Genomic DNA, 25628 nt, shown 5'->3' on the forward strand with positions numbered 1-25628 from the left:
GTGTTCTGCGTATCTATTTCTATGGTCAATTCTGAGGGCATTCACTCTCACTGACCGCTTGTTTGAGGCAGCATTGTTGCAATTTTTGCAGGATTTTTCTAGAAATATGACTGGTTGCGGTGTATTGTTGTATCATTTGCAGGAATTTAGGTGCTTATAGCAAGTTAGCGCTGCATTTGTTGCATTTCGTGCATGATTTCCGCATAGGGCGCTTCTATCGGACAGCATTGTTGTACTTCTTGCAGGATTTTTCTAAATTTATTAGAAGCTGTGGCGTGTCGCCCCACGCATTCCCCGCGCAAAAAAAGCCCGCCGCCACTGTCGAAGTGGCAGGCGGGCTTATCCGTTCCTATTCCTTGATCAGGGCCAGGAACTCTGCTCTTGCCGCAGCGTCCTCGCGGAATGAACCGCGGGTGGCCATCGTAACCGTCTTACTGCCCGGCTTCTTCACGCCCCGGGCACACATGCACAGATGCTCCCCTTCAACTACAACCATGACACCGTGCGGATTCAGCACCTCGGTCATGATGTCGGCGATCTGGGCTGTGATACGTTCCTGCACCTGTAACCGGCGGCTGACCGCTTCTACGAGCCGGGCCAGCTTGCTGAGTCCGGCAATGCGGCCGCTGGGAACATAGCCGATATGCACCTTGCCGAAGAATGGAGCCATGTGATGCTCGCATTGGCTATAGTAGACAATATCCTTCACAATAACCAGCTCTTCATGAGACTCGTCGAAGGTTACGCCCAGCGCTTCGCGCGGATCAACGGAATAACCGCCGAAGATCTCTTCATACATCCGGGTCACTCTGGCCGGTGTTTCCAGTAGGCCTTCACGGCTGGTATCCTCACCGATTAATTCCAGAATCTTCTCTACATGATATTCAATCTGCTCCCGGTTTACAGAAACCTTCCCGTTCTTGTACTCCTTGATGCCCCCCATGAAAACTCCCTCCTTCCGCACCTGCAGCTGACTCTTATCTATTTCATACGTTCCTCATTATTACATTACTTCTTGCGGGAATTTCCTTTGCCCGCAGCAGGCCGTCCCGGCGGATTACCATTCTTCATCATCTGCTGGGCACGCTGCATTTGCTTCCCGTTCAGGTTATACCCCATTTGCTTGGCAACCTTCTGCAGCATTTCAGGATCATTCTGCATCGTTGTCATCTGTCTGCGCAGATAATACACACCGATGAAGAATCCGCCAATCAGACCTACCACAAGCGTAATAATAGGCAATGCAATATTCATCTGTAATCCACCTTTGTACTCTATTGTCTGGCGATAACCCTATTCAGGCACGCGAATCTATCATAGCATTTCAACAACTGGACAGCAATTGGCAAATCCCGCTGCCGGCCGGTTCATTCTTCGTCTGCCGCTCCCTGCTCCCGGAGTTTGCCTACAGCCTGCTCCAGCATGTCGCGCACCGTGCTGTCCTCTTCGCTCTTCAGCGCCTGCTCAACAGCCGCCAGCGCTTCTTCGCCGCCGATGCGGCTGAGCGCCCAGGCCGAGGTTCCGCGCATTTCCGGCCGGGGCTCCTTCAGCAGAAGCTCCGTCAGCTTCGGCACCGCCGAAGCCTCCTTGAAATTGCCCAGCGCAATGACCGCGTTGCGCTGGATCGGCTTCTTGCCGCGCCATGCCGCCGAGCTGCTGCCGAACTTCTCCTTGAACTCCCGGTTGCTGAGGTCCAGAATCGGCATCAGCAGCGGCTTAACCACCTCAGGGTCAGGCAGAAGCTGCGGGCGGTGGTTCCAGTTCTTGCCCCGGTTATGCGGGCAGACAATCTGGCAGGTGTCGCAGCCGTACAGCCGGTTGCCGATCTTGGTCATATAGTGATCGCTCAGGAAGCCCTTCGTCTGGGTCAGGAAGGAGATACAGGCCTGGGCATTGAGCTGCCCCGGGCCGACCAGCGCGCCGGTAGGGCAGGCGTCGATGCATTTGGTGCAATCGCCGCAGCCCTCCTCTACAGGCTGGTCCGGGGGAAGCGGGAGATTCGTCACCATCTCCCCCAGATAGATCCATGATCCCCACTTGGGTGAGATTATGGCACAGTTCTTGGCGCTGAAGCCTATGCCCGCCCGCTCTGCTACAGCCCGGTCTACAAGCGCTCCCGTATCCACCATACTCTCAAGCACGGCATCCGGGACGCGCTGACGGATGAAGCTCTCCAGCTTCGCCAGCGCTTCCCGAAGCACATGATGGTAATCCTGGCCCCAGGAGGCGCGGGCCAGGATACCTCTGCGCGCACCCGGCTCGGATTTGGGCGGGTCCTCCATTTTGGAGGGATAGGCCACCGCAATGGCAATGATGGAGAGCGGCTGCTCCCCGGACTGCAGGGCCGGAACGGTCCGCTTGTCCAGATCCGGCTCCTCGAACCCGGATTCATAGCCGTTGTCCCGATGCTCCTGGAGAATGTTCTTCAAATATAAAAACGGCTCCGCAGTGGTGAACCCGATATCATCAATACCGAGCTCAGCTGCAGCCGCCTTAATCTCAGCCTTAAGTTCCTCCCACCTGGAAGGAGGCGGAGCGTAACCTTTCTGGATGTTGAGGTGCATATCCGCCTCTCCTTTATAGATTGAATAAGGTTGCTCTACAGGGCCTTCATCTTAGAGATAGGCCACCAGATCAGGGATACCTTACCCACGATACTCTCCCCTGCGACAGCGCCGAAATAACGGCTGTCCTTGCTGGCTCCGGCATGCCGGTTGTCCCCCATGACAAAGTAGGTCCCCGCTTGCACCGTCAGGCTGCTGAAATCGGGATCTTCTATAGACGTATCAATGTATGGCTCATCCAGCAGCTTGCCGTTGAGATAGAGCTGCTGGTTCCGCACTTCAATGATATCGCCGGGAATGCCGATTACCCGCTTGACCAGATATTCCTTGCGGCTGGGTCCCGTACTGGGATCATGAAGGACGACAACCTCCCCGCGGCCCGGATTCCCGAAGCTGAGGGCGATTTTATTAATAATCAGCTTCTCTCCCTGATACAGGGTAGGCTGCATGGATTGGCCGATTACAGTAGACACATTGAACACATAGATATTAAGCAGCGACATCACAGCGAACACAATCCCCGCCGTAATGATCCACTCCCGCATATCCTTGATCCACGTTCTTCCGGACTTCTGTCTGGACTTGTTATGCGTTACTGATCTGTATCTTTGTCTACGGCTGCGCATGAAATCTTCTTCAAGCTCCCGGTTCATAGGCCACCTACTTGCTTCGATTGGGTTATCCGTTCCTTAACAATAGAAAAGCATATCTCCCGCCCATTTGCAATGGACATAGGGAAGATATGCTTTAGTATAATGAAACAGACTATGCAGGAATACCCATATTCAAAGTATCCGCCCTGCAACAGTTCTCTACTCTGACCTTTGATTCCGCTTACAGCAGCGGTTCAGCAACAGTTACCCGACAATGCTTAGCTTGCGCACGGATTTGAAGATGTGGTTCTCGTCATAACCCATGGCTTCATAGAGAGGCATTGCAAAAGAATTGTGTTCATCGACGGCAACATAAATGCCGCTGACCTTCCGCGCCTGAAATCTGCTCTCCATAGCCGCTACAAGACTCTTGCCGACTCCTCTGCGGCGGTAATCCGGATGGACGGCAATGCGGAAATAACAGCCGTGATTCTTCTCAATCGTACCAATCAGCGCACCGATGATTTCTCCTTCATCCTCAGCAACTACAATGAGATCAGAATCCCATGACAATTGCCTGGAGAAGGGCTCGATCGTGCTCTCGAAACATTCTTCCGATAATGCGGTCTGCAGCAATTCAGTCACTGGAGTTACATCGCTTAATTGAAAGGAACGAACGTGCATACTTTCAAGTCTCCCTTTTCTATGGCTTATGATTTTACAAAAAGAAGGAGTTTCCATAACAGTATAAAACGGAAAAAAGCATCAAAAACCGAGGAATACCTGCTTTTGTCTCTATTAAAGCACACTTTTCTCGCGTTATCATCATTTTTCTTTTGAAAGCGCTTGATATGAAGCGTTTACATTCAATATAGTTTCATATTTAACATGTATTAGGAAATTCTAGTAGTCAAAACGTCCCGGTTACGAGTCTTATCAGTTTAACATAGGCTTAACACTTTCGGTGAGCTGAGGACGAAAAAATACTTTTTAAACAATAATGTTTATTTAGTGTTGCATTATTGTTCCAGATGCGTTTTAATAGTAGTATCTCAACGGATATATACCAAAACCAACATATAATCAGGAGGGATTTTTCCATGGCTTTTCAATTACCGGCACTTCCGTATCCGAACAACGCACTTGAACCACACATCGACGCATTGACGATGGAGATTCATCATGACAGGCACCATAACACTTATGTGACGAACCTGAACGCCGCACTGGAAAAGGCACCCGAACTGCAAAACAAAAGCATCGATGAGCTTCTGACCGACCTGAACGCTGTACCGGAAGCGATCCGCACAGCGGTCCGCAACAACGGCGGTGGACATGCCAACCATACCCTGTTCTGGGAAGTGATTGGACCGAACGGCGGCGGCGCACCTACTGGCGCACTGGCTGCTGCCATTGACAGCGAGCTGGGCGGTTTCAATAAATTCAAGGAAGACTTCGCTACTGCGGCTACTACACGCTTCGGCAGCGGCTGGGCTTGGCTCGTTGTGAAGGACGGCAAGCTTGCTGTAACCAGCACACCGAACCAGGACAACCCGATCAGCGAAGGCGCAACTCCAATCCTCGGACTCGATGTATGGGAGCATGCCTACTACCTGAACTACCAGAACAAACGTCCTGACTACATCAAGGCGTTCTGGAACGTAGTGAACTGGGAAGAAGTCGGCAAGCGTTACGAAAGCGCGAAATAAGCATCAGCTTTCAGCATGATGCTCTAAGCAAACAGGTTCACCTCTGCCGTAACGGCAAGGGTGAACCTGTTTTTTGTATAAAATATAAGAATTTAGATGTTGCACATGCTAAATTATCCTTCTATTTCTCGCTGAAACGGTACCGTCCTTTAAAAGGACGGCAATGCCGTTTCCACTTGCCACGCTAAGCCAGGCTGAATTCACTGCCTGAACTTGGCGTTCAGAGCGTCGTACTCACGCCGGGTGACCGGAATTACCGTTCCATGGCGGGGGCTGGCCGGCAGCTCATAATCAGTGGATACCGTCCACTGACCCGAATCAAGATCTTCCGTCTCCAGCGGGATGTACCCTCTCCCTCCGAATTCATCCACAAACAGATACCACTTCTTCTCTGTATTGGATTTGAACAGGGTTGGCCCTTCAATGCCCTTTAGTCCGCCGACACTCCCGCTTAGCAGCTTCACCTCAGGCGCAAATATTGAATCCAGGGACTCCTGGAACACCATTTTGCCAAAAGGGGATTCCGGGCCTTGCTCGCGCTCATCCTTGGTGAATCGGTAAATCTTCCCGTTATATGCCGCCATAGTGGTATCAATGATCGAATACCCGTAGTCCATATAGACCTGCGGCTCTGTGAACGCGCGGAAATCGCGTGTCTTGCTATACAGGATTGTCTGGTAGGCGTCCCCGGTGTGAGCGGAATCGGCGTACATCCGCGAGGCCCAGAATACGATATATTCCCCGCTCTCCTGGTCATAGATCACTTCAGGTGCCCAGGTATTCCCTGCTTCCTCTGGAGAGACCTTGGCTTCCCAAGGCTCCGACCAGTCCACGAGATTATCCGATTCCCACACGATGATCGACCGGCTGCCCTGTGTCTGGGCTGCGCCCCAATCCCAATTGCCGTTGATCTTCAGATCGGTGGCGATCAGATAGAACTGTCCACCTTCAGGTGAACGGATGATGAAGGGATCTCTGACTCCCTTGTTGCCCAAGGGGGAGATTAGCACAGGCTTCCCGCCGTTCAGCTCCTGCCAATGCAGCGGGTCATTGCCTTCGCTGAGGGCGAAGTATACCTGCTCGCCGTCCCCGGTCCCTTCGCCTGTGAAATAGCTGAACAGATAGCCCGCATAGTCCGCCGCCGCCGGAATGTCCTGTGCAGCTTGAGTCCCGGTAACCTGAGTTCCGGCAACCTCACCCGGCTGGCCTGCCTGCTCCTCTAGCTCCGGCCCGCCTGCCACCAGGGTCACCACCGACTTGGCCGGGATAACGGCCTGGAATACCTGCTCCCCATCTGCTGTCCCATCAGCAGCTACATCAGCGGCCACATCCTCGCCGCGGGCTAGATCCAGCTGCGCGTTGGTTACATAGGAACGCAAGGCAGATGCCTTCAGTCCCAGTCCGCTCAAGGTGAGCTGCACCCGCTTCTCCTCCAGGCCGTCATTCACCAGCACCGCCGTCATGCTCTGCTCCTCCTCGTGCACGTAAGCCGAGCCGAGCAGCTCACTTCCGGCTTCCTGGCTCAGACCGGAGAGCGCAATCCGCACCGCTCCGGGGCGGATGAACTTGCTGTAATTGCCTAGCGACCACAGGATCTTCGAGGTCAGGATGTTCTGCCCGTCTCCAGGCTGATTGTAGTCGGTGTACAGCAAGCCGTCCTTGTAATCTACTTTGGACACTGCGGTCCACCACTGCCATGCGGCTGCATTCGCCTCCGTCAGATCAAAGTGGATGGTGCGCGCCACCTGTAGTGCCGGCTCCATCCCCAAATCCCGCCCCGGGCCGTAATCGCCCATAATGCAGTATTCGGTAACCCAGTATTTGGCCTGCGGATCATATTGCTTCAGATTGCGCTCCAGCAGCTGTCTTAGCTTCACCAGGCGGTCATCGCCGGAATGGCTGTAATCGGACCAGTAGGAATGCGAGGCAATCTTGTTGCCTACCGCTTCCTTCAGCACAGGATCACCCAGCAGGTCCTTAATGTATTCACGGTATTTCCCCAGCCCGAGGCTGTTAGCCCCGCTGGAATAGACGCCGCTGCCCGTGAATTCCTGGTAGTGTTCATCATCCAGCAGAGAGGTAATCTCCACCCCGTCCGGGGCACTGATCTGCGCTTCCAGCCCGCTGGCACGGAGCTGGGCATGCAGCTCCAGAATCACCCGCTTCAGATCGTCATTGTTGTACCGGCTGGCTTCCTGCTGCGCATGATTCCAGTCCCAGGTCGGCTCGTTAACGGGGCTGATATAATCGAACTCCAGCCCTTCCTGCTTGAAATGCTCCAGCACCTCAATCAGGAAGGAGGCGAAGGCAGCTTCAGAGCCTTCCTTCAAATTACTGGACCCTACCTCCGGATCAGGCTGGGCATGGCCGTTGCGGGTCATCCAGACCGGCGGGCTGTTGACGAAAGCAATCAGGGATTCGACTCCGCGCTCCTTAGCCGCCCGCAGGAACCACTGCTGGCCTGCCTGCCTGCTCCAGTCGTACGGCGCTTCCTCCGTTATTTTGAAGGCTTCCGTTCTTCGCCACGGATCTGGAATGATCGCCTGATCGGTCTCTACCGAGCCTGCGCCTATATTGAAGCGCCAGGCCGACAGCCCGATTCCTTCGGTACGTGAGAACAGCAAATCAGCCACCTTGTTCTTATTCTCTTCGGTCCACTCCTTCCCCAGGGGGTCCATGGACCAGGCGTCGGACGCGCCAAAGTTATCGATAGTCTGATAGCGGACATTGCCGTCTATCTTCACTGCCGCATCCGGCGGTTTCTGGTGCTGCACAGGGATTTCCTCCTCTTTCCTATTACTGAACAGAATTACAACTACAACACATACTAGAACAACGCCGATAACCGCCGTAACTGCCAGCCGCTTCATGCTCCTATCCTCCTCCTAACCGACCAGACCGGACCGCTCCACACTCTCTACGAAATGCCGCTGAACGAATACATAGAGAATAATTAGCGGCAGAATCGCCATCAGCACACTGGTATTCATCATCATGGACATGAAGAACGGGTCCTGAACCAGTGAATTCGCCGCCTGGCCGCCACCGGTCATGTAGGTAGCAATGCCATAGCCCGCCGATGACATCATCGATGACATGACCTTCGGTTCATTCAGATACATGTTGGTGAAGAATGAGTCATTCCACTGCCACACGAAGGAGAACAGCATCACCGTTACCATAGACGGAATGGCATTGGGCAGAATCACCCGCGCAAAGGTGGTGAAATAGCCTGCTCCGTCCACATAGGCCGCTTCCTCAATCTCCCGTGGAATGCCCTTGAAGAACTGGCGGAAAATATAGACATACAGCCCTGTCTTAACGCCCATCCCGAGCATAGAAGAAATAATAAACGGCCAATACGTGTTAATGAGATTCGCCGGCTTCCCCGTGAACAGCTCAATCAGGCCGAACAGGTCAAAGTTCTTGAAGTGCAGGTACAGCGGGATCATGATTGTCTGGGAGGGGACAAGGATCGTAAAGATCACTGCCGCGAACAGCAGCCCGCTCCCCTTGAACTTAATCCGGGCAAAGCCGTAACCGGCCAGCACACAGATGATGGTCTGAAGCACCATGACCGCTGAGGACAACAGCATGGTATTCCGCAGTACTGCCGGATAGTTCATCGCCTTGAATACGAGCCTGAAGTTCTCCAGGGTGAACGCCTGCGGTACCCAGATCACGGTGGAATCATACAAATCGTCCATACTCTTGAATGCAATCGACAGCTTCAGCAGGATCGGGTACAGAATGACGAACGATATGCCGAAGACCAGCACAAAACGGGCGATCACCCACAACCATTTTTTCGAAAATTCCACCCAATAGGCGGCCGAAGCCAGCCGGTGCAGCTGCTCTTTCTTAGAGCGGTGCGGCATTGCTGCGGTCTCTGTCTTCATGAATGCTCCTCCTTCCAAGCCGCTAGTCTTGATAAAAGACTTTACGTGAGATCAGCGCCGTCGTTACCCACAACAGCAGCGCGATGATAGCAAAATACATCCAGGACATGGCTGCGCTCAGCCCGAAATTGAAGCTCTTGAACGCTGTATCCACCACCATGCGGCTGGTCTGGTCGCTGATGAAGCTGTCGATGATGGTATAGACCAGATTCGTCAGGATCAGCGGGCCGATCATCGGAAACGTAATTTTCCAGAAGGCCTCGTAGCCTGTGGAGCCTTCAATCTTCGCCGCCTCATACAGGGAAGGGGAGATCGATTGCAGCCCCGCCAAAAAGATCAGAATCTGCACGCCCGATTGGCTGACAATCTCATAGATCCGGCTCACCGCTCCAGTCAGATACTGCACCACGGTGGGGCTCAGACCGGATTCGATCAGCAGCGTGGTCAGCTCCAGATTCTTGATCACCGACAGGCCTCCGCCCGTGGAATCACTGGCGCTGCGCACAACGGACTGCATCAGATCCCCGTTCTCAATGCTGGCAATAATGCCCGAGGCCAGAATGACCGGCAGGAAGAAGATGGCCCGGGCCAGCACCCTGCCATGGAACTTCTGATTGAGCAGCACGGCGAAAAACAGGCTGAAAATCAGAATAAGCGGGGTGTTCAGCACGATATTCATCACGGATTCCGTTAATGTCCGGACATAGGATTCATGGGAGAACAGCGCCTCCCGGAAGTTCGCGAGTCCGATATACTTCAGCGTGAAGCCCTCATCATTGACCTGCAGGTTACTGAGGCTGAACCGCAGGGAAGACAGCAGCGGCGTCAGGAACAGGAAGCAGAAGCCCGCGAACCAGGGAAGAATAAAGTACAGGCCGTAATATCTGTTTTTTTGCTCCAGGGACAGCTTCTTAAGCTTCATTATGGCTGCTCACCTCCTACCCGGTAATTCCGTCCGTCTATGGTTACTCCGCCCACACTCACCGGCGCACGGTTGTAATTGACTATAATCGTGGTGCCTGCTTCATAAGTCGTCTGATAGACACCTTCCGCCAGCTTCTTATGCTCTCTGATCGTCTGGGACTGGACATTCTTCAGCACAAGGCTCAACGCCTGATACTGCCCGGCTGCCTGGTCAATCCAGCTGCGGTAATCGGCGGAGTAGAGGCTGCCAAAGCCCGTCATTTTGATCGCGGAAGGATCAGCATAGAACCAGGTGTAATACGGTGCGCTCCCGGTCTCCAGCGCCTTCAGCAGACTGAGCGATGCATCCTGATCGTCAGCCATATTCCAGGCAGTTCCGGCATATTGCAGATAACCGTGGTATACCATCTGGAAGAAAGGGATGCTCTCATCCGTAATATTGAACCCGCTGCTCTGCATGGGCGCAGCCACTATATGGCGGGCGAAGGGAGCCGCGTACGCATTGCCGCCTTCCACCATCAGGCGGGGCACCGAGCTGCTCATACGCTCCATCTGCTCCTTGACGATTCCCTCGGCCTGCTGGCGGTCAACCAGTTCCTCCGCATTGAAATCGGAATTCAGCCCGCTGCCGAGATCCCGCAGGGACAAGCCGTCTACTCCAAGCTCTGCATAATCCCCAAGGAAGCCGTCTACCACACCCGGCAATACCCGGGGGCTGACGACATAACCGGAGGGCTCCTGCACATCCAGCTTCAGCATGGAGAAGTCGAAGGGATACGTATGCGCCAGCTTACCCGTAATCAGCCGGGAGGCCTGTGACTTGCGGAGTCCCTTGGCTTCCGGAAAGGTCTGCAGGAAAGAAGCATCGGGATACAGTGTAATCCCCTTATCCTGTGCGTAGGCCTGCAGCTCCTTAAGCCCACCGGTCCCGCCAAGCTTGCTGTCTACAGATACGCCCTTCGGGTAATTATGGTTGATGCCGCCGTTGAACCATCCGGTATACCGCAGTTGAATGTCCCCGATCCCCTTCTCCTGCATCTGCTCCAGAATGGCCTTGGCCTCCTTGAAGGAGGTAAGCGGCTCATAAGCGCTGTAAGGAATGCCCAGGAAGAATTTCTTCTTCGGAATGCCGCCGATCAATTCCAGGTAAAAGGGAACGTTCTCTGTCCCGTCCAGCCTTGCCATCCCGGTATGTTCGATTAAGTACTCCCGGTAATGCGCGGCCATACCTGAATAGCTGGCTTCCTCCTGATCAAGGAAGCTGTACGCTACAGTGATATCTCCGGGGTAGATCCCCGCCTGAAATTGCTTCACTGTACTGGAGCGCCAGCCGTTGGTCAGTGTCACTTCCTCCAGACTGCCCAGCGTATAGCTGGAGAAGACATTGTTATACTGATTCAGCCGCCCGCTGACATCTGCCTCCACAGCCGCAACCGCGTCCCCGCTCTCGATCACCGCCAGGAAGCCCCGGTCTTCAACCTTCATGCCGAATACAGGCAGCCTTGCGGTCTCCTCCTTCTGCACTTGCCCCAGCTGGGTCAGCGCAGCATCCGGCCCGTACATCGCTGTACGGTAAGGGGTAGCATAGAGCTTGTTATTATTGAAGTGTATCAGTGACCCGGAGCCGTCCGGCACCAGGCTGTAGCCTTCATCCTTTGTCCCGCTCGCCCCAAAAAACGGAAGCAGCGACAATGTCTGAATGTGCATGGTATCCGGATACCGCACCTTGTCGCCCGGGATGCCTACTTTCAGCTGCTTCCCGTCCAGCCGGTATTCCAGGGGAAGTGTCACCAGGGCGGCTCCGTCATCCTCTTCACCGTAGGCGGCTTTATCGATGGCGATTTGCGCCTCATCATAGCCAATCTGCCCAAACAAGGTGGTTACCTTCTTCAGCCCCACTCCCTTGAAGGAGGTATCTCTTCGCTCATACCGCTTACTCGATTCATCGTACCTGAACCGCTTCTCAATCTCCTTCTTGTCGCTCTCCTTCTCAAGGCGGCCGATGATCAGGGTACGGAAGCGTTCTTCACTGATGTATTTGGGAATGCCGTCGATGTTGCTCTTGACCTCCCCCAGTGTGTACACGATGTTCAGGCTATCGGCTGATTCCTCGATGGTGAACTGGCCACTCTGCACACTGTGGGTGTAGTTGTCGTAGTTCATGAGATTGCCCTTACTGTCATAGTAGGTCAGCTCTACCTGCACATTCAGCTTGGATTTGTTATAGCCGGTGGCAACAGCGTCCTGTTCACGGTCCTGTGGGTTAGAATACCAGATCGCTCCGCTCTTCTTATCCTTAACGGCAACCTCCGTAGTCGTCTGATTCAGATACAGGGTCAAATACTCGTTGTCCAGGGCCGCCTTCAGATCTGCGGATAGCTCCGGCGCTTCCGGGGTGCGGGTATTCTGCCCGCTCTGCACTTCAAACTGTACCGCCGCTTCCGCTTCAGGTGCGGATTCCGCCAAGTCCGCGTAAGGCAGAACGGCTGCCCCGCTGAGCATAAGTACAATTGCAATGATGGTTAGCTTCTTCTTCAAAGCCTGGCTCCTCCTTTCTTATCCGCGAAGTGAAAGCTCCTGGTAGACGGTATAGACAAAACTGACAATTTGCTGGATCAGATTGAAGAACAGCAGGCCCAGGAAGATGATGATGCCCACCACAGCCAGCGTCAGCAGCATGGTTGTAATCGTTTTGAGCACCGTGTACTGATGAACGGTCATGGTCCCGATGAACAAGAGCCATACGAACCAGAGCGTGGCCAGAGCATCCAGCAAATGATAGAAGGAAGCCTCCCGCAGCGTGATCACGTTGCTGAGCAGGATATTGGGAATGTTGATCAGAATCAGCGGAAGCAGGGCGTAGCCTGTCGTAATGACGATCTCTCCGAACTTCCCTTCCCCGTCCATCAGCGTCGTCAGGGACCAGTTCGCCAGGCACCAGAGCAGGAACGGGAAAATAATATACTTGAGCTCATTGATGCTGTTCAGTGCAAGCGGGTGATTATAATTGACCACATAGCCTACATATTGGCGCTTCACAATCATAGTCAGGGTAAGGGCCATAAGAATGCCCAGTGCCATGCGCAGCTTGCCCTTATTTTCGTATTTCAGATCCCAGAATCCATCGAAGGGGTGCACTGCTACATGCAGTGAATATTTAATGTCCTTAAGAAACGGCATCCTGAACCCTCCCTTCCTTTCTCGGCCACTTTACCAGGCGGACGATGACGTAGCCGCCCAGCAGCACGGCTATTATTCCGGTCATATAGAGGCTGAAATAATCGCGCATATACTCCCTGCGGTATTTCCCAAGCGCCTTGGAGTAATATTCGCGGTCATTACCCAGCTTCAGATAAGTCATAGCCTCCTTATATTCGCCTTGGCGGAGCAGCGATTTGCCGATGCCGACATACGCCATCTCATAGTTGGCATCCAGCTTCAGCACCTCCCGCCACAGCTTAGCGGCTTCATCATGCTTACCGGAGCTGTACAGGGTGTTGGCTTCATTGACCATGCTGCCGAACTGAGTCACTGTGAACTCGGTAATTCTCCCCAGATCACGGTCCAGTACATAGATTGCATTCTCATAGCTCTCCACCGCCGCCGGGTTCTTGAAGGTACCGAGCTGGCTGCCTAGTTGACCGATGACATACAGCAGCTTGCCGTCCTCATTGTAGGTGAACACCCGCCCGCGCGTGGAGTCCAGTACCCGGTAGACTCCGTTTCCGGTCACATCAATATCAATGAAGGCGGAGCGGTCCCGGCTCAGATCGCCGATGGGCGGGATCTCTTTGCTGACCCGCAGGACATCGATGCCGGAGGGATTCAGTCTTTTTACCGGAGAAAAGGTCTTCTTATCCACTGTAGTGGTATAGATGAAGCCATCCTCATCGACATCGGTATTATTGAATTCCAGCGGAATGAACTGCACCATCTTCTCGCGCTGCTCCTTGGTCGATACCGACTTCCAGAACAGATCCACCGGATCAAACTGCACCTTGTTCGTGCCCATGAAGCCCGTGAACTGCCCGTCGCTGTCGAACTCGATCAGCCCTTCATAGACCCCTCTGCCAACCACATAGATGCGGCCCGCCTTATCAACAATCACCTTCCGCGGAAAATATTCAAAACCCGCTCCGATCACATCCGCCTTCGGCGGTCCAATCTCCCGCACGAAGGTCCCTGTGCCGTCCAGCTCGACCAGCCGCCCATTCTCCGTATCTGCCACGTAGATCCGGCCGGCGTCCGTAACGAAGAGTCCCTCCGGGTTATTGAAGCTGTCCTTCTTCTCCCCGTTCTGAAAGCCTTCGATAACACGGAGTGTGTTCCACTCCTTATCCAGCACCACAATCCGCCCGTTCCCGGAATCGAGCACGTACAGCAGCCCCTCCGCCGAAACGAACAGGTCCCCCGGAGCATTCCAGGCTCCTGTTCCTGCCTCTAGCCCGCCGATGGCCCTCGAAGGAAGATAGGCAATCGGCGACTGAACCGCCTCGCCCCAGTAGGAGTAGGTATATCCTTCATACGGCGCAGCCCCGGCCGGCCTTGGACACAGGCTCACAAGCAGCAGCACGGATACAAGCACCAGTATCGATGACTTTATTCTCAACCCTAACGCCTCCATCGCTTCAGTCCTTCATGCCGGACGAAGCCATCGTCTGAATCACATTGCTCTGTGACAGAATGAACGTCACAATCGGCACCGTCATCATAATCACCGCTACTGCGGCCCCGACTCCTGCACGGGCGATCCCGCCCTGAATAATCTGGCCCATCGCGTAATGCAGCGTCTTGAGCTGCTCGCTGTAGATGAAGCTGCCGCCGTCCGTGCCCCACAGCATCTGCATCATCAGGATGAGCAGCGTCAGCCAGGCCGGCTTCACCAGCGGCATGACGACCTGCCAGAAAATGCGGTATTCACTTGCCCCGTCAATCTTCGCCGCCTCCAGCAGCGCATCCGGGATCTGCTCCATGAACTGCTTCATTAGATAGAGTCCCAGCGGATAGGCAAAGGCAGGAACGATAACCGCCTGGTAGGTGTCCATCCAGCCCAGAGCGGACATAATCATATAGTTCGGTATCGCGGTGACATGCGGCGAGAACATCAGCGACAGGACAACCACGGTGAACAGCACCTTAGAGCCGCGGAATTTATGCTTTGCCAGCGGGTAAGCCGCCGCCGAGGCCAGCAGGATATGCCCGGCTGTACCGGCGGCGGTAATGAATACGGTGTTAAATATATATCTGGAGAACGGCACCCAGGAATTCTTCATCACCTGAAACAGATTGGCGAAGTTCTCAAGCGTGGCATTGCGTACAAACAGCGTAGGCGGGAAAATAAACAGCTCATCCAGCGGCTTGAACGCATTGTTAATGACATAAATTAACGGAATCGCCATGAATGATCCGAATCCGGCCAGGGCCAGGAACAGCAGGGCATCGACCTGCCAGGAACGGTTTACTTTTTTGTTCAGACGTATCGCCAGCTTCATCCCGCTTATTCACCCACCCTCTTCAGCAGCTTTTGGACAATCAGATTGCTGCCCAGCATCATCACGAACAGCACGGTGGCAATCGCCGAGGCATAGCCCATCTCGAAGCGGATCGTACCGTAGTCCACCAGATGGGTTACAATCGTATGCGCCCCGTATTGCACACTCGGGAAGCCTGCCAGCGCCATAGCTACATCGGCAACTGCCAGCGACGCCGTGATCTGAATGACCGCGCCGAACATCAGCTGCGGGCGCATGGAAGGCAGCGTAATGAACCACAGCTCCTGCCAGCGGTTTTTGACACCGTCCACAGCCCCTGCTTCATATAACGTCTTGTCAACGGTCTGCAGTCCGGCGATGAAGGCCAGGAAGCTGGTCCCCAGACTTAGCCAGAGCTGTACCAGCATGATGATCCCCAGCATATACTTGGGGTCCTGCAGCCATTGGATCGGCTCATAAATTACACCAAGCTGCATCAGAAAGCCGTTGATAATCCCGTAGGAGTCACTGGAGAAGATAATCTGCCAGATGAAGAATACATTCCCCGAAATGGACGGCGCAAAAAAGATCAGGGTCATAAACGCCCGCAGCTTGGGGTTCAGCTCATTGATCAGCCAGGCAAACAGAAAACAGGCGATATAGCTGACCGGTCCGGTAACCACTGAGAAAATCAGCGTATTCTTGACCCCGATCAGGAACACATCATCGTTCCAGAGCAGCTTGGAATAATTCTCCCAGCCGATCCAGCGCGGCATCTCCAGCATGTTGAAGTGCGTGAAGCTGAAGATGATCGATATCACCACCGGCAGCACGGTAAACAACAGAAACAGCACCATATATGGAGCCAGCAGGATATACAGGTGTTTATCCCGCCGCACATCCTTGCCGAACAATGCCCAGTAATTACGCAGCCCGGAAGGGGACAGCCGGGGCTGAATCAAGGGTTCGGCCGTATTTTTGACTTTCTGCACAAGAGTCCCTCCCTATTCCCTTCGTTTCAAATCGAACTCTGCTCTCTTCTGATCAATCTCATAGTCGATCTCCTGCACATAATCGTACAGGGCATCGGCGGTATTCGTTCCATTGTTGATGACCTCGCGCAGCGCATTGTCCAGATGTCGGCCCGTGAAGTAACCGCCCGGCACCTCAGGCACACCCTGCACCCATTGCCACTGCTCCTCCAGATGGCGGTAATCGCTTGTCGGCCACGGCAGCTCCTTAAGCGCTTCAACGTTGGCGGTCGGATACCGCGCAGCCGCGCCCATGAGGCCCTCCATCTCCCGGCCGAAGCGGACCTGCGAATCCTTGTCTACCCACCACTTCATGAATTCCCAGGCGGCATCCTTGTTCTTAGCCTGCTTAAGCATCAATGCGGCGGTGCCCCCGCTGGCCACATCCCTGCGGATACTGCCGTCCGGCTGCTTCGTGCCCGGAACCGGAATGAATTCCCATAGCCCCTTAATCTCCGGCGCGGATACGCTCAGATAGTTATAGAAGGTATAGTCTTGAATGCCGACCGGCATCTCGCCGGTGCGGAACCGCATCGGGAAGTCGAAGATCAGCGGCAGCTTGTAGCTGGTATAGAAATTGGTCCAGTCCTTGAAGGCAGCCAGCCCGGTCTCTGTATCCAGTCCGCTCTTCGCTCCGTTATTCAGATAAAAGGACCCGCCCATCTGATAGAGCAGCATGGCATAGGCGCGGTTGACCTCCAGCACCGGCACGCCTGTCGTCTGCGCGAGCGGCAGCGCCATATCCATCCGGTGCTTCTGCAGCACCGGAATCATTGCATATACCTCATCCCAGGTCTGCGGCGGCTCAAGATTCAGCTCCTGCAGAATATCCTTCCGGTAGAACAGCATGTTGAAGATCTGCTGCTCCGGCAGGGCAAAGACCTGATTCTCGAACCGGTACGGCACGAGCGCGCTGTCTCTGAACTGCTTCACCACTTCCTCATAGCCGGGATACTTCGACAGATCCTCTGCCGCTTTGCGCATCCCGAAGTTCACCGGCATATCATTGCCGACCTGCATCGCCACATCCGGGCCTTCCCCGGCCAGCGAGGCGCGCAGCAGCACATTCGGACTCACCAGCTTCAGATTGACACCGATGCCGGTGAGCGGGGTAAATGTATCATCAATCATTGCCTTCAGCACCTGCGCCTGGTCGCGGCCGGTTCCGATCCATACATCAATGGTCTCTCCGTTCTCCGTGGTATTGCCAATGGTGTTGTAATCCTCGAAGAACGAATGGGTGAAGGACGACACCTCATGCACAAGCTTCCTGAACCCGGAAGCATTCGCCTTTGGCAGCTTCACTTCCGGCGAAGACAGCAGCAGGTAATCAATTTCCAGCGGCTGCTCCCGTACCTCCAGAATCCAGGAGCCTACGCTGCCCACGTTGATTTTGAACTGCGACAGCCGCTTTTGCACCGTTTCCGGCTTATCGGCCATGTCCGCCAGCTGATAGGCAGTTTTATTCAAGGTTGCGGTTTTATCACTCTTTTCCCCTGTAAGCCGGACCAGCTCTTCCGATACACCATACAGAATCTTGCTCTGCTCACGGAAGACCGCCGTCATATCCGGGATTTGCTCCTCCAGCCTGTAATCGCGGTACGGATCCGGCACATTGCCTGTAATCATCAGGATTTTGCGGTACATCGCATTAATGTCCAGCACACTGGCCTCCACCTGGCGCAAGAGCGGCGCAATGGCTCCAAGGCTGACCTCCAGCTGCAATTCGTGTTTCCCTTTACTTAAATAGAATAAATAAGGCTCCTCATCGTTCCCCAGCCGGTTCATCTGCCAATCCGAATCATAGTAGAACGGAATCTGCAGCATCTCCCGGAACGGAATCTCTCCGTCAATCCGCATAGAGCGTGTGGAATATATCCCTCTTAGCAGCTCCTGCCGGCCTTTGATGGTGATGTTGTACAGACCGTCCTCCGGCGCTTCCACCTCCCAGGCGATCCATTGGCCCGGTACCCGCCAGTTGTTGCCGCCAATGGTATTCATTCTGATCTTGGAGACATCGTACGGCTCTGTTGAAGGGCTTGAGCGGTCTGTGACCGGATACAGGGTCGGGGAGGACTTGTAGGCCGCCGCTTCCCCCTGCACCTTCACCGCGTGCCCGCTGGTGGCCTTATATCCCTTGGCCTCGTAGCTCTGCTTCACCTCTGCGTAGGCAGCGGGTGCAGCGTAGCTGTGCAGCTTAATATAGTCGATGACCATCGGTTCTCTGCTGGATACCATCGCCAAAGTGTGCCTTCCGGCCGACAGATAGAATTGGTAAGGCTCCTCATAGTAGCCTTCCGTATCTCTCAGCAGGGTCTCCTGCCAGGCCGGGGCCTCAATCTGGCGCGGCCGGAGATCGTTATCCCGGTTATCCTGCTGGATCACCGGGCTCTCATTGACCCAGATCCGCCCGAAGGACAGATTGCGGGCGCTGGTGAACGGCAGCTTGCCGTCGATCAGCAGCTCACGTTCAATCGCCGAGCTTTTGCCCTTCACCGGATAATACCGGACAGAGATGTGGTACAGCCCGGACTTCGGCACATCCAGCTGCCATTCCACTGAACCGCTCTCCTCCGTTCTGACGTATCTTCCCGTCTCACCGCCAAGCTCCGTCAGCACCTCCGGGCTCATCCCCTCGGCCCCGGTATAATCGGCTCCCTTCAGCATAATTTCTTCACGGGGCTGCTCCCCGCCCTCGTATTGCTGCAGATAATGCTCATAGCTGCCCTCAGGCGGCTGCCGCATCTCCTGCCCGTTCCCCGTCACACCTTGTGCCTGGGCAGCAGGCAGCTCTGCACTTGCCGCAGGCAGCGCCATCATGGAGATCAGCATGACGGTTACAAGCGTCCGGTTCATCATCCGCCGGGATAATGATATTCTCACTCGGGTTCCCTCCTCTAGCAGACTTGCAAATTAAGAGTGATACAGGTGCACACGGCTACGCCGCCCTATAAGGGCGGCTGCCGATTCTGCGGACTAACACAGCAGGTACTTCGCAGGACAAGCAGGTATTGCCCTTGTTATAAGCTGTCCTGTTCCCTATTTCTTCTCTTTATCCTGCTCACCGCTCAGTACCTTCTTGGCTGCGGCCTGCGCCGTTCCAATGACTTGGGCCACCCCGGTGGACGGTGTAATCTCGCCCTTCAGGAATTTCTCAGTCACCTTATCGAGCTGATCCTTGACGCCAAGACCGCCGTAACGTCCGCCGAAGACCCGCTCCACCTTACCTTCATCATTCATCGCATTGGCGATAGAGGCTTCATCCGGCAAAACATTCTCCATCGACAATCTGCGGTTCTCCTGCCAGCTGTCGAACGGCTGCAGATCCTCCCAGATCTTCACGATGGTATCCGCATCCTTGACCCCTTTGGGAATGGCATAGGCTGCTGTCTGGCCCAGCGGATCGTAGTACTTATCGGCCTGCGGGCCTTTTGGAATATAGACATATCCCCATTCATCCTTCATCTTGCCGAGAATACGCCCCTCGATTTCCCAGAGACCGCCCGGATACATAGCCACCGTTCCTTCTCCAAAATACTTAGCCGGATCTTCCCAGTCATTGCCCTCGTTAGGCTTGAATACCTTATCCTGGGTATAGAGCTTATGAAAGAAGTTAAGCGCTTCCATCGATGCCGGTGAGTCAAAGACCGCCTTCTGGGTAGCTTCGTCATAGATTTTGCCGCCGTTGCTGGCGATCAATAGCTCTGAGATTACATAATGGGCTCCGGCCAGACCGTACTGGTCCATCTTCCCGTCCCCGTTCTTGTCAATCGTCAGCTTCTTCGCCGCATCAAGCATCGTATTCCAGTTCCAGTTATCCTCATCCATCAGCTGCTGCGGGTCCTTCAGGCCTGCTTCCTTGAAAATACGCTTGTTGTAGAACACGCCGCTGTCGTTCGGGCTGTACCAGCTCTCCAGGCCATAGACCTTGTCGCCGCCGAAGCGCATGGAATCAATCACGCTCTGATCGATGAGTGAATCCTTCAGATAATCATCCAGCGGTGTAAGGAAGCCGCCATGCATCAGGCCCCAGATGAAGCCGTCCGGCAGCCGGACAATCTCGGCAAACGGATCGCTTGCCATAACGGAAGAGGACAGCTTCTCGGCGGTGGACCAATACTCTGTATTCAGGTATTTAATCTTGACGTTGTATTTCTCTTCCACGGCTTTGATCCGCTCGCGGGCAAGCTCATCTGCCTCTGAATCCCCGACAGGAGTGGCATCCCACCAGTGGGAAATGCGGATCTCCCGCCCGTTCAGATTTGCAGCCGGTGTTGCCGAAGGCGCTTCCGTTGCCGCTGCTGGCGTTTCACTGGCTGCCGGAGCCTGAGTCGCCTCCGCCGCCGGTGTTGCCGGTGCAGCCGCATTATTCCCGCCGCTGCAACCGGTTACAAGTGTAACTACGGCTGTCAGCAGCATGAGCCAAGCCGAGCTTTTCTTCTTTAACTGTTTCACTGTTCGCCACGCTCCCCTAATTTCAGTGATGTTAAGCCAAACCAAGATTGAACTGATTCAAGATTGAAATGATCCAAGATTGAAATGATCCAAGATTGAAATGATCCAAGATTGAAATGATCCAAGATTGAAATGATCCAAGCATGTCTGCGTCCGTCCCCCCCGCTCCCTTCACAATGTCATATTTATATAGTGGCGTATGCCAGCATATAAGCTCTTAAGATAAGCCTGGAAATGGTAAAAAACTTGGTAAATGAGCTTGGATACGGTTATTGCCGCTCTCTAAGGGCGGTGCCGGTACAGAGAGAAATACGCGGCGATACATGGGCTATGCCGTCGCTCTGAAGGTAGTACTTCTCTGGAGGGACGGAGACGGCTTGTTGTACGGCCCATGACGTTCCATTAAGAGCGGTACTGCTTCAGAGGGAATACACGGATTAGCTGTGCACGGGTCATGCCGTCCCTCTGAAGGCGGCTTCTCTTGTGGGAAATACAGGGTAACTGGTTGGTTACGGCTGCGAATTTCTTTTATTTTTCAAATTGTCATCAAATTCGCTAACTCGCCTTGTCCCTTATGTACCGCTAGAGTAACCGCTTACTCAAAACCTAAAAAATAATGAAATGGGTTTCATGAAATCCATTTCATTATAACTTCTGGTTATCCGCTGGTCAATCCTACTTTACACAAATTTCATGCTTCAATCCAAAAACTTTCCAGTATACAGGCCCCCTCGTGCTGACGCACTCCACATACGCCTGGAAAGTTCTTGACCGCCCCTGGATGAACATACTCGAATACGTGCGCGGCAGACTTGGTTGGTAAGCAGCTTCCGGCGGGTGATATTGCTGGCTATTCTAAGAACTATTCTGCAGGATTTTTCGGGCGTCCCGTGCTGTCGCGTACCACCAGCTTTGGCTGGAGTACCGTCCGTTTCTTGGGATTTCTGCCGCTGATCAGCTCATGAAGCATCTCTACAGACAGCTCCCCCAGCTGGTTGGTGTTCTGCGACACCGTGGTCAGCTCCGGAATTACCGCTCTGGACAAGGGCGAGTCGTCGAACCCGACGATCGACAGATCCTCCGGTATCTTCAGCCCATGCTGGGTGGCAGACTTCAACGCCCCGATAGCTGTAAAATCATTCACACACAGCACCGCTGTCGGCCGGTCCTCCTGCTCCAGCATCCGGTCCATCAGCGCCCGCCCGCCCTCGATCGAGAAGTCGTGGAACATGACCCAATCCTTGCGCAGCGTAAGCCCCTGTTCTTTCAGCTTCATCCTCACAGACTTCAGCTTCACTTGGGTTGTGGAGGTCTCCTCCATTCCCCCGAGGAACCCGATTCTCCGGTGCCCCAGGTCCAGCAGATGCTGGGTGGCCAGTGCGGCCCCTTCCTCTTCATCGGTATAAATGCGGTGCAGGCCGCTCCGGGGCAGATTACCGTTGACCAGCACGATCGGCACATGCTTCGACAGCTCCACGACTTCCTGTGACAACGCCGGCGGGCACTGGTTCAGGTTAATTCTGCCGCCCAGGAAAATAATCCCGTCCACTCTTTTCTCCCGAAGAATGCTAAGGTACTCCGACTCGCGGCTATGCTCACCCGCCGTATCGCAGAGGAAGAAGGTATAATGCTTCTCTCTGGCTACATTTTCGGCTCCCCAGAAGACTTCCGGGAAAAAGGGGTTGGTGATGTCAGGCAAAATCATGGCGATCGTGCCGGTCTCCTTCTTGAGCAGACTGCGGGCAAGCGCGTTCGGCTGAAACTGGTGCTTCTCAATCACAGCCATGATGATCTCCCGGGTGCTCTCCTTGACCGGAGCTGTATTGTTGAGGACACGGGAGACTGTGGCTACGGACACCTGGGCCTCCTTGGCGATATCATATATGGTAATCGTCTTCATCCTTTACCTCCTTGGTCTCGCGTTCCTGGCTTATGCAACTTACATCCGGGGCGGATGGGTGCGGGGGTTGGGTTGGGGTGAGGTGGGGAAGTCGGCTGAGAGCCAGGGTGAGGAGGGCAGGGGTAGGGCGCGGGGGATGGGTACAGCGGATTTGAGGGGCATTTGTGCCCCTCATTTCAGCTAATCGCCCGCTTTTGGCTAATTCAGGGGCATTCGTGCTCCTCATTTTGCTCAACCGCCCGCTTTTGACCAATTCAGGGGTATTTGTGCTCCTCATTTTGCTCAACTGCCCGCTTTCTGCCAATTCAGGGGCATTCGTGCTCCTCATTTTGCTCAACCGCCCGCTTTTGACCAATTCAGGGGTATTTGTGCTCCTCATTTACGCCTGCTGCCTACTTTGGATACTTTTAATGGGATTTATCCCTTTGATTGCACCGTGCGGCTCCACTTTCGGCACATTCAATGGGATTTATCCCTTTGATTTCACCGTGCAGCCCACTTTCGGCACATTCAATGGGATTTATCCCTTTGATTTCACCGTGCAGCCCACTTTCGGCACATTCAATGGGATTTATCCCTTTGATTTCACTGTGCGGCTTCACTTTCGGTACTTTTAATGGGATTTATCCCTTTGATTTCACCGTGCGGCTCACTTTCGGCTCATTTAATGGGATTTATCCCTTTGATTGCGCCGTGCGGCGGCTCACTTCCGTTAGTGGCGCACATATACTATACTTTCGGCTGTTGAGGTCAGGTAATATATAGTTCCAGTTTGTCCACATCCGATAGCCACACATTTGCTCAACAGCACACGGAAGCGGAGGCACTCTTTTTAGAAGGACGGCAGCCGTTGCAGCGTTGGTGAGAAGATAAGAGAAGCACCCTCGTTCAGCACTAAACATACTAATCTTTACACTGCAACCGGCAGCAGTGCTACTCATATCTCGGTGGACTGTATCGCTCAGCGGGTAACAGCATCACAGCTGTGGCTTAGAGCCTACGTCTCTTGCTCATCGAAATAGCTGTTCAGCAGCTTGAGGAACACATTCGGAAAGGCATAATTCTTCATGTCCTCGCGGCTGATCCAGCGCTGCGCTCCGCTGTCTGCCGCATCGGCTGCGGCATCCCCGCTGTCGAACAGCGCCAGCGGTGCGTCTTCCGCTGGCTGTATCCCCAGCGCCGCAGCCACGCGCTCCGCATGTGCCGCCCCAGCGTCCACCCCCAGCGCGCCATCCGCACGCTCCGCATGTGCCGCTTCAGCGTCCGCGCCCAGCGCGCTGTCGCCGCGCTCCGCTTGAGCCGCCCCGTACACGGCGCGGCTCTCCGCTGCCAGCGGCAGCGCCGCCTCTTCCCTGCAGCGGTACACCTGCAGGGTCCACACAATATGGCTGAATGTATGCTCCGCAGCCATCCAGTGCCCCTCTGGCCGGGCATGAATCCCGGCCTGGCTCATGGACCGGCGCAGCCGGTCCAGCGCTGCCGCTTCCGGCAGCAGCGCACCGCGCGCGCCGCCGGCCTCAGCAGGCGGCGCAGGCCAGTGCGGCAGCTCCCACATGCGGGCCAAAAGCCCGCTAGCCGGCCGCTGCCGGATCAGTACCCGGCCCGCGTGCTCGCCGCGGCCCTCTACCAGGGCAGCCAGCCGCTCCTCCGGACGCGGCGGCTTCGCCTTGGTCTTGACGGGCAGCGTGGCCTCGCAGCCCGCCAGCCGCGCGGCGCAGTGCTCCATCACCGGGCACGGAAGGCAGCGCGGTGATTTCGGCGTGCAGATGAGCGCGCCAAGCTCCATCAGCGCCTGATTGAAGCTGCCCGCCTCCCCTTCGGGGATGAGCTCGGCGGCGAGCTTTTCCATTTTCACACGGGTCGGGCCTTTGGCAATGTCATCCTCAATCAGAAAATACCGGGATAAGACACGCATCACATTGCCATCCACCGCCGGCTCCGGCCGGTTGAACGCGATGCTCAGAATAGCACCGGCGGTATACGGGCCTACGCCCTTGAGGCCGAATACGGCATCGCGGTCATCCGGTACCTGACCTCCGTACAGCTCCTTGACCTGCTTCGCGGCATGCTGGAGATTCCGGGCACGTGAGTAGTAGCCAAGTCCCTCCCAGCACTTCAGCACCTCTTCCTCCGGTGCATCAGCGAGCGCCTCTACAGTCGGGAATTGCTCAATGAAACGGTTGAAATAAGGAATTACCGTATCTACCCGGGTCTGCTGCAGCATAATCTCTGAGATCCAGATGTAATACGGGTTGCGGTGGCGCCGCCACGGCAGGTCCCGCTTCTGGAGGTGGTACCATTCCAGCAGGAACCGGCTGAAGAATAACTTGGCTTCCTGCTGCGCTTCTATGTGCTTCTCATCTGTGTTCATCGTTATTCTCCTTGCCGTTCATATTATATAGTTACAGGCTGTAGCCGGGTGTCCGCTCCACCACCGCGAAGGCAGAGGCCAGTCCGCGGCTGTGCGTAATAGTGAGATGAATGACATACTCCTCCTTCGGCAGCCCCAGCCGGGACCAGGCCTCCGCAGACAGGATGGCTACTGGTTTGCCCAGTGCATCCGGCAGAATCTCAATGTCCTGAAAACCCACCATCTGACCGATTCCGCAGCCGAGCGCCTTCACAACCGCTTCCTTGGCCGAGAATCTTCCGGCGATGAATTCCGCGGTCTTTGCGCCTTTGCCTGCGGCCAGCGCCAGCTCCTGCCGGGTCAGAATTCTCCGGGAGAAGCGGCTGCCCAGGCTGCCCTCCGTAATCCCGGCAACCCTGCCGATTTCCAGCACATCATGCCCGATTCCGTAAATCACACTCCCACACCTCTCCTGTCTCTGCATTCCTTAACCCTCTTATATTACCTTCTATCCTTACCCTGCGTCTAATGATATGATCTTGCTAGGACTCCACAGATCTCATGTAACAGTGAAGCCTGTCAGCATCTTGACCAAGTATTATTAATAATAGTCTTAGCGTCAGCTTTCTGCTATCTTAAAAGAAAAAAAACTGAAAGTCTATCACGCACAAATCAGGTATATCAGGTAAAGAAGTACAACCGCCAGTTCCAAGATATGTAGGAAAGGAAGAA

The 25628-nt window shown here is 54.7% G+C and carries 19 protein-coding genes and 1 pseudogene; 2 read left to right on the forward strand and 18 right to left on the reverse strand.

Going from position 1 to position 25628, the window contains the following annotated elements; genetic code table 11:
• Positions 1-349 precede the first annotated feature (349 nt).
• The 5 genes and pseudogenes from folE to NST04_RS00475 form a co-directional block, all read right to left on the reverse strand.
• Positions 350-943: a GTP cyclohydrolase I FolE gene (gene folE / locus NST04_RS00455; RefSeq protein ID WP_341182712.1), complete on the reverse strand. Its 594-nt coding sequence runs from the start codon at positions 941-943 to the stop codon at positions 350-352.
• A gap of 65 nt (positions 944-1008) precedes the next feature.
• Entirely contained in the window at positions 1009-1254 is a 246-nt protein-coding gene (locus NST04_RS00460; protein ID WP_076161298.1) for a YneF family protein, read from the reverse strand.
• A gap of 119 nt (positions 1255-1373) precedes the next feature.
• Positions 1374-2564: pseudogene (gene queG, locus NST04_RS00465) on the reverse strand (tRNA epoxyqueuosine(34) reductase QueG); the annotation flags it as partial.
• 35 nt (positions 2565-2599) lie between these two features.
• A complete protein-coding gene (lepB, locus tag NST04_RS00470; protein ID WP_341182713.1) occupies positions 2600-3190 on the reverse strand; it encodes a signal peptidase I in 591 nt (196 codons plus the stop codon).
• Positions 3191-3421: 231 nt separating this feature from the next.
• The gene (locus NST04_RS00475) at positions 3422-3841 is read right to left on the reverse strand and encodes a GNAT family N-acetyltransferase (protein ID WP_341182714.1); all 420 of its coding nucleotides are present in this window, start codon (positions 3839-3841) and stop codon (positions 3422-3424) included.
• A gap of 416 nt (positions 3842-4257) precedes the next feature.
• Here NST04_RS00475 and NST04_RS00480 point away from each other — a divergent pair, with 416 nt between their 5' ends.
• A complete protein-coding gene (locus NST04_RS00480; protein WP_341182715.1) occupies positions 4258-4866 on the forward strand; it encodes a superoxide dismutase in 609 nt (202 codons plus the stop codon).
• Between the two features lie 200 nt (positions 4867-5066).
• Here the strand turns inward: NST04_RS00480 and NST04_RS00485 are convergent, their stop codons facing one another.
• From NST04_RS00485 to NST04_RS00535, 11 genes are all read right to left on the reverse strand, one after another.
• Positions 5067-7736, reverse strand: coding sequence for a glycoside hydrolase (locus NST04_RS00485; RefSeq protein ID WP_341182716.1), 2670 nt, complete (start codon positions 7734-7736; stop codon positions 5067-5069).
• A 15-nt stretch (positions 7737-7751) separates the two neighbouring features.
• A complete protein-coding gene (locus NST04_RS00490; RefSeq protein WP_081751074.1) occupies positions 7752-8765 on the reverse strand; it encodes a carbohydrate ABC transporter permease in 1014 nt (337 codons plus the stop codon).
• Between the two features lie 22 nt (positions 8766-8787).
• On the reverse strand, positions 8788-9687 hold the full coding sequence (locus NST04_RS00495) for a carbohydrate ABC transporter permease (RefSeq protein WP_209877854.1): 900 nt from the start codon (positions 9685-9687) through the stop codon (positions 8788-8790).
• Complete coding sequence (locus tag NST04_RS00500; RefSeq protein ID WP_341182717.1) at positions 9687-12227, reverse strand: DUF5696 domain-containing protein; 2541 nt, start codon at positions 12225-12227, stop codon at positions 9687-9689. The genes NST04_RS00495 and NST04_RS00500 overlap by 1 nt, the downstream gene beginning before the upstream one ends.
• 18 nt (positions 12228-12245) lie before the next feature.
• The gene (locus tag NST04_RS00505) at positions 12246-12869 is read right to left on the reverse strand and encodes a Yip1 family protein (RefSeq protein WP_341182718.1); all 624 of its coding nucleotides are present in this window, start codon (positions 12867-12869) and stop codon (positions 12246-12248) included.
• Complete coding sequence (locus tag NST04_RS00510) at positions 12856-14298, reverse strand: tetratricopeptide repeat protein (RefSeq protein WP_341182719.1); 1443 nt, start codon at positions 14296-14298, stop codon at positions 12856-12858. The genes NST04_RS00505 and NST04_RS00510 overlap by 14 nt, the downstream gene beginning before the upstream one ends.
• A gap of 19 nt (positions 14299-14317) precedes the next feature.
• A complete protein-coding gene (locus NST04_RS00515; protein WP_036700030.1) occupies positions 14318-15181 on the reverse strand; it encodes a carbohydrate ABC transporter permease in 864 nt (287 codons plus the stop codon).
• 5 nt (positions 15182-15186) lie between these two features.
• Entirely contained in the window at positions 15187-16092 is a 906-nt protein-coding gene (locus NST04_RS00520) for a carbohydrate ABC transporter permease (RefSeq protein ID WP_372238099.1), read from the reverse strand.
• Positions 16093-16164: 72 nt separating this feature from the next.
• On the reverse strand, positions 16165-19074 hold the full coding sequence (locus NST04_RS00525; protein WP_341182720.1) for an extracellular solute-binding protein: 2910 nt from the start codon (positions 19072-19074) through the stop codon (positions 16165-16167).
• A 156-nt stretch (positions 19075-19230) separates the two neighbouring features.
• A complete protein-coding gene (locus NST04_RS00530; RefSeq protein WP_341182721.1) occupies positions 19231-20646 on the reverse strand; it encodes an extracellular solute-binding protein in 1416 nt (471 codons plus the stop codon).
• Between the two features lie 862 nt (positions 20647-21508).
• Complete coding sequence (locus tag NST04_RS00535; protein ID WP_341182722.1) at positions 21509-22546, reverse strand: LacI family DNA-binding transcriptional regulator; 1038 nt, start codon at positions 22544-22546, stop codon at positions 21509-21511.
• A gap of 194 nt (positions 22547-22740) precedes the next feature.
• On the opposite strand from NST04_RS00535, the gene NST04_RS00540 reads away from it, so the two are divergent.
• Positions 22741-23163 (forward strand): hypothetical protein, encoded by a 423-nt coding sequence (locus NST04_RS00540; RefSeq protein WP_341182723.1) that lies wholly within the window; start codon positions 22741-22743, stop codon positions 23161-23163.
• 380 nt (positions 23164-23543) lie between these two features.
• Here the strand turns inward: NST04_RS00540 and mutY are convergent, their stop codons facing one another.
• Together mutY and acpS are read right to left on the reverse strand one after the other, a co-directional pair.
• The gene (gene mutY / locus NST04_RS00545; RefSeq protein WP_341182724.1) at positions 23544-24917 is read right to left on the reverse strand and encodes an A/G-specific adenine glycosylase; all 1374 of its coding nucleotides are present in this window, start codon (positions 24915-24917) and stop codon (positions 23544-23546) included.
• A gap of 31 nt (positions 24918-24948) precedes the next feature.
• Complete coding sequence (gene acpS / locus NST04_RS00550; RefSeq protein ID WP_341182725.1) at positions 24949-25353, reverse strand: holo-ACP synthase; 405 nt, start codon at positions 25351-25353, stop codon at positions 24949-24951.
• Positions 25354-25628 lie beyond the last annotated feature (275 nt).

The sequence above is a fragment of the Paenibacillus sp. FSL H7-0756 genome (assembly GCF_038006765.1).
Lineage (GTDB): Bacteria > Bacillota > Bacilli > Paenibacillales > Paenibacillaceae > Paenibacillus_AQ.

Coding starts and splice junctions, on each gene's coding strand:
- folE (WP_341182712.1), bottom strand. CDS start 943: ATGGGGGGCATCAAGGAGTACAAGAACGGGAAGGTTTCTGTAAACCGG.
- NST04_RS00460 (WP_076161298.1), bottom strand. CDS start 1,254: ATGAATATTGCATTGCCTATTATTACGCTTGTGGTAGGTCTGATTGGC.
- lepB (WP_341182713.1), bottom strand. CDS start 3,190: ATGCGCAGCCGTAGACAAAGATACAGATCAGTAACGCATAACAAGTCC.
- NST04_RS00475 (WP_341182714.1), bottom strand. CDS start 3,841: ATGCACGTTCGTTCCTTTCAATTAAGCGATGTAACTCCAGTGACTGAA.
- NST04_RS00480 (WP_341182715.1), top strand. CDS start 4,258: ATGGCTTTTCAATTACCGGCACTTCCGTATCCGAACAACGCACTTGAA.
- NST04_RS00485 (WP_341182716.1), bottom strand. CDS start 7,736: ATGAAGCGGCTGGCAGTTACGGCGGTTATCGGCGTTGTTCTAGTATGT.
- NST04_RS00490 (WP_081751074.1), bottom strand. CDS start 8,765: ATGAAGACAGAGACCGCAGCAATGCCGCACCGCTCTAAGAAAGAGCAG.
- NST04_RS00495 (WP_209877854.1), bottom strand. CDS start 9,687: ATGAAGCTTAAGAAGCTGTCCCTGGAGCAAAAAAACAGATATTACGGC.
- NST04_RS00505 (WP_341182718.1), bottom strand. CDS start 12,869: ATGCCGTTTCTTAAGGACATTAAATATTCACTGCATGTAGCAGTGCAC.
- NST04_RS00515 (WP_036700030.1), bottom strand. CDS start 15,181: ATGAAGCTGGCGATACGTCTGAACAAAAAAGTAAACCGTTCCTGGCAG.
- NST04_RS00535 (WP_341182722.1), bottom strand. CDS start 22,546: ATGAAGACGATTACCATATATGATATCGCCAAGGAGGCCCAGGTGTCC.
- mutY (WP_341182724.1), bottom strand. CDS start 24,917: ATGAACACAGATGAGAAGCACATAGAAGCGCAGCAGGAAGCCAAGTTA.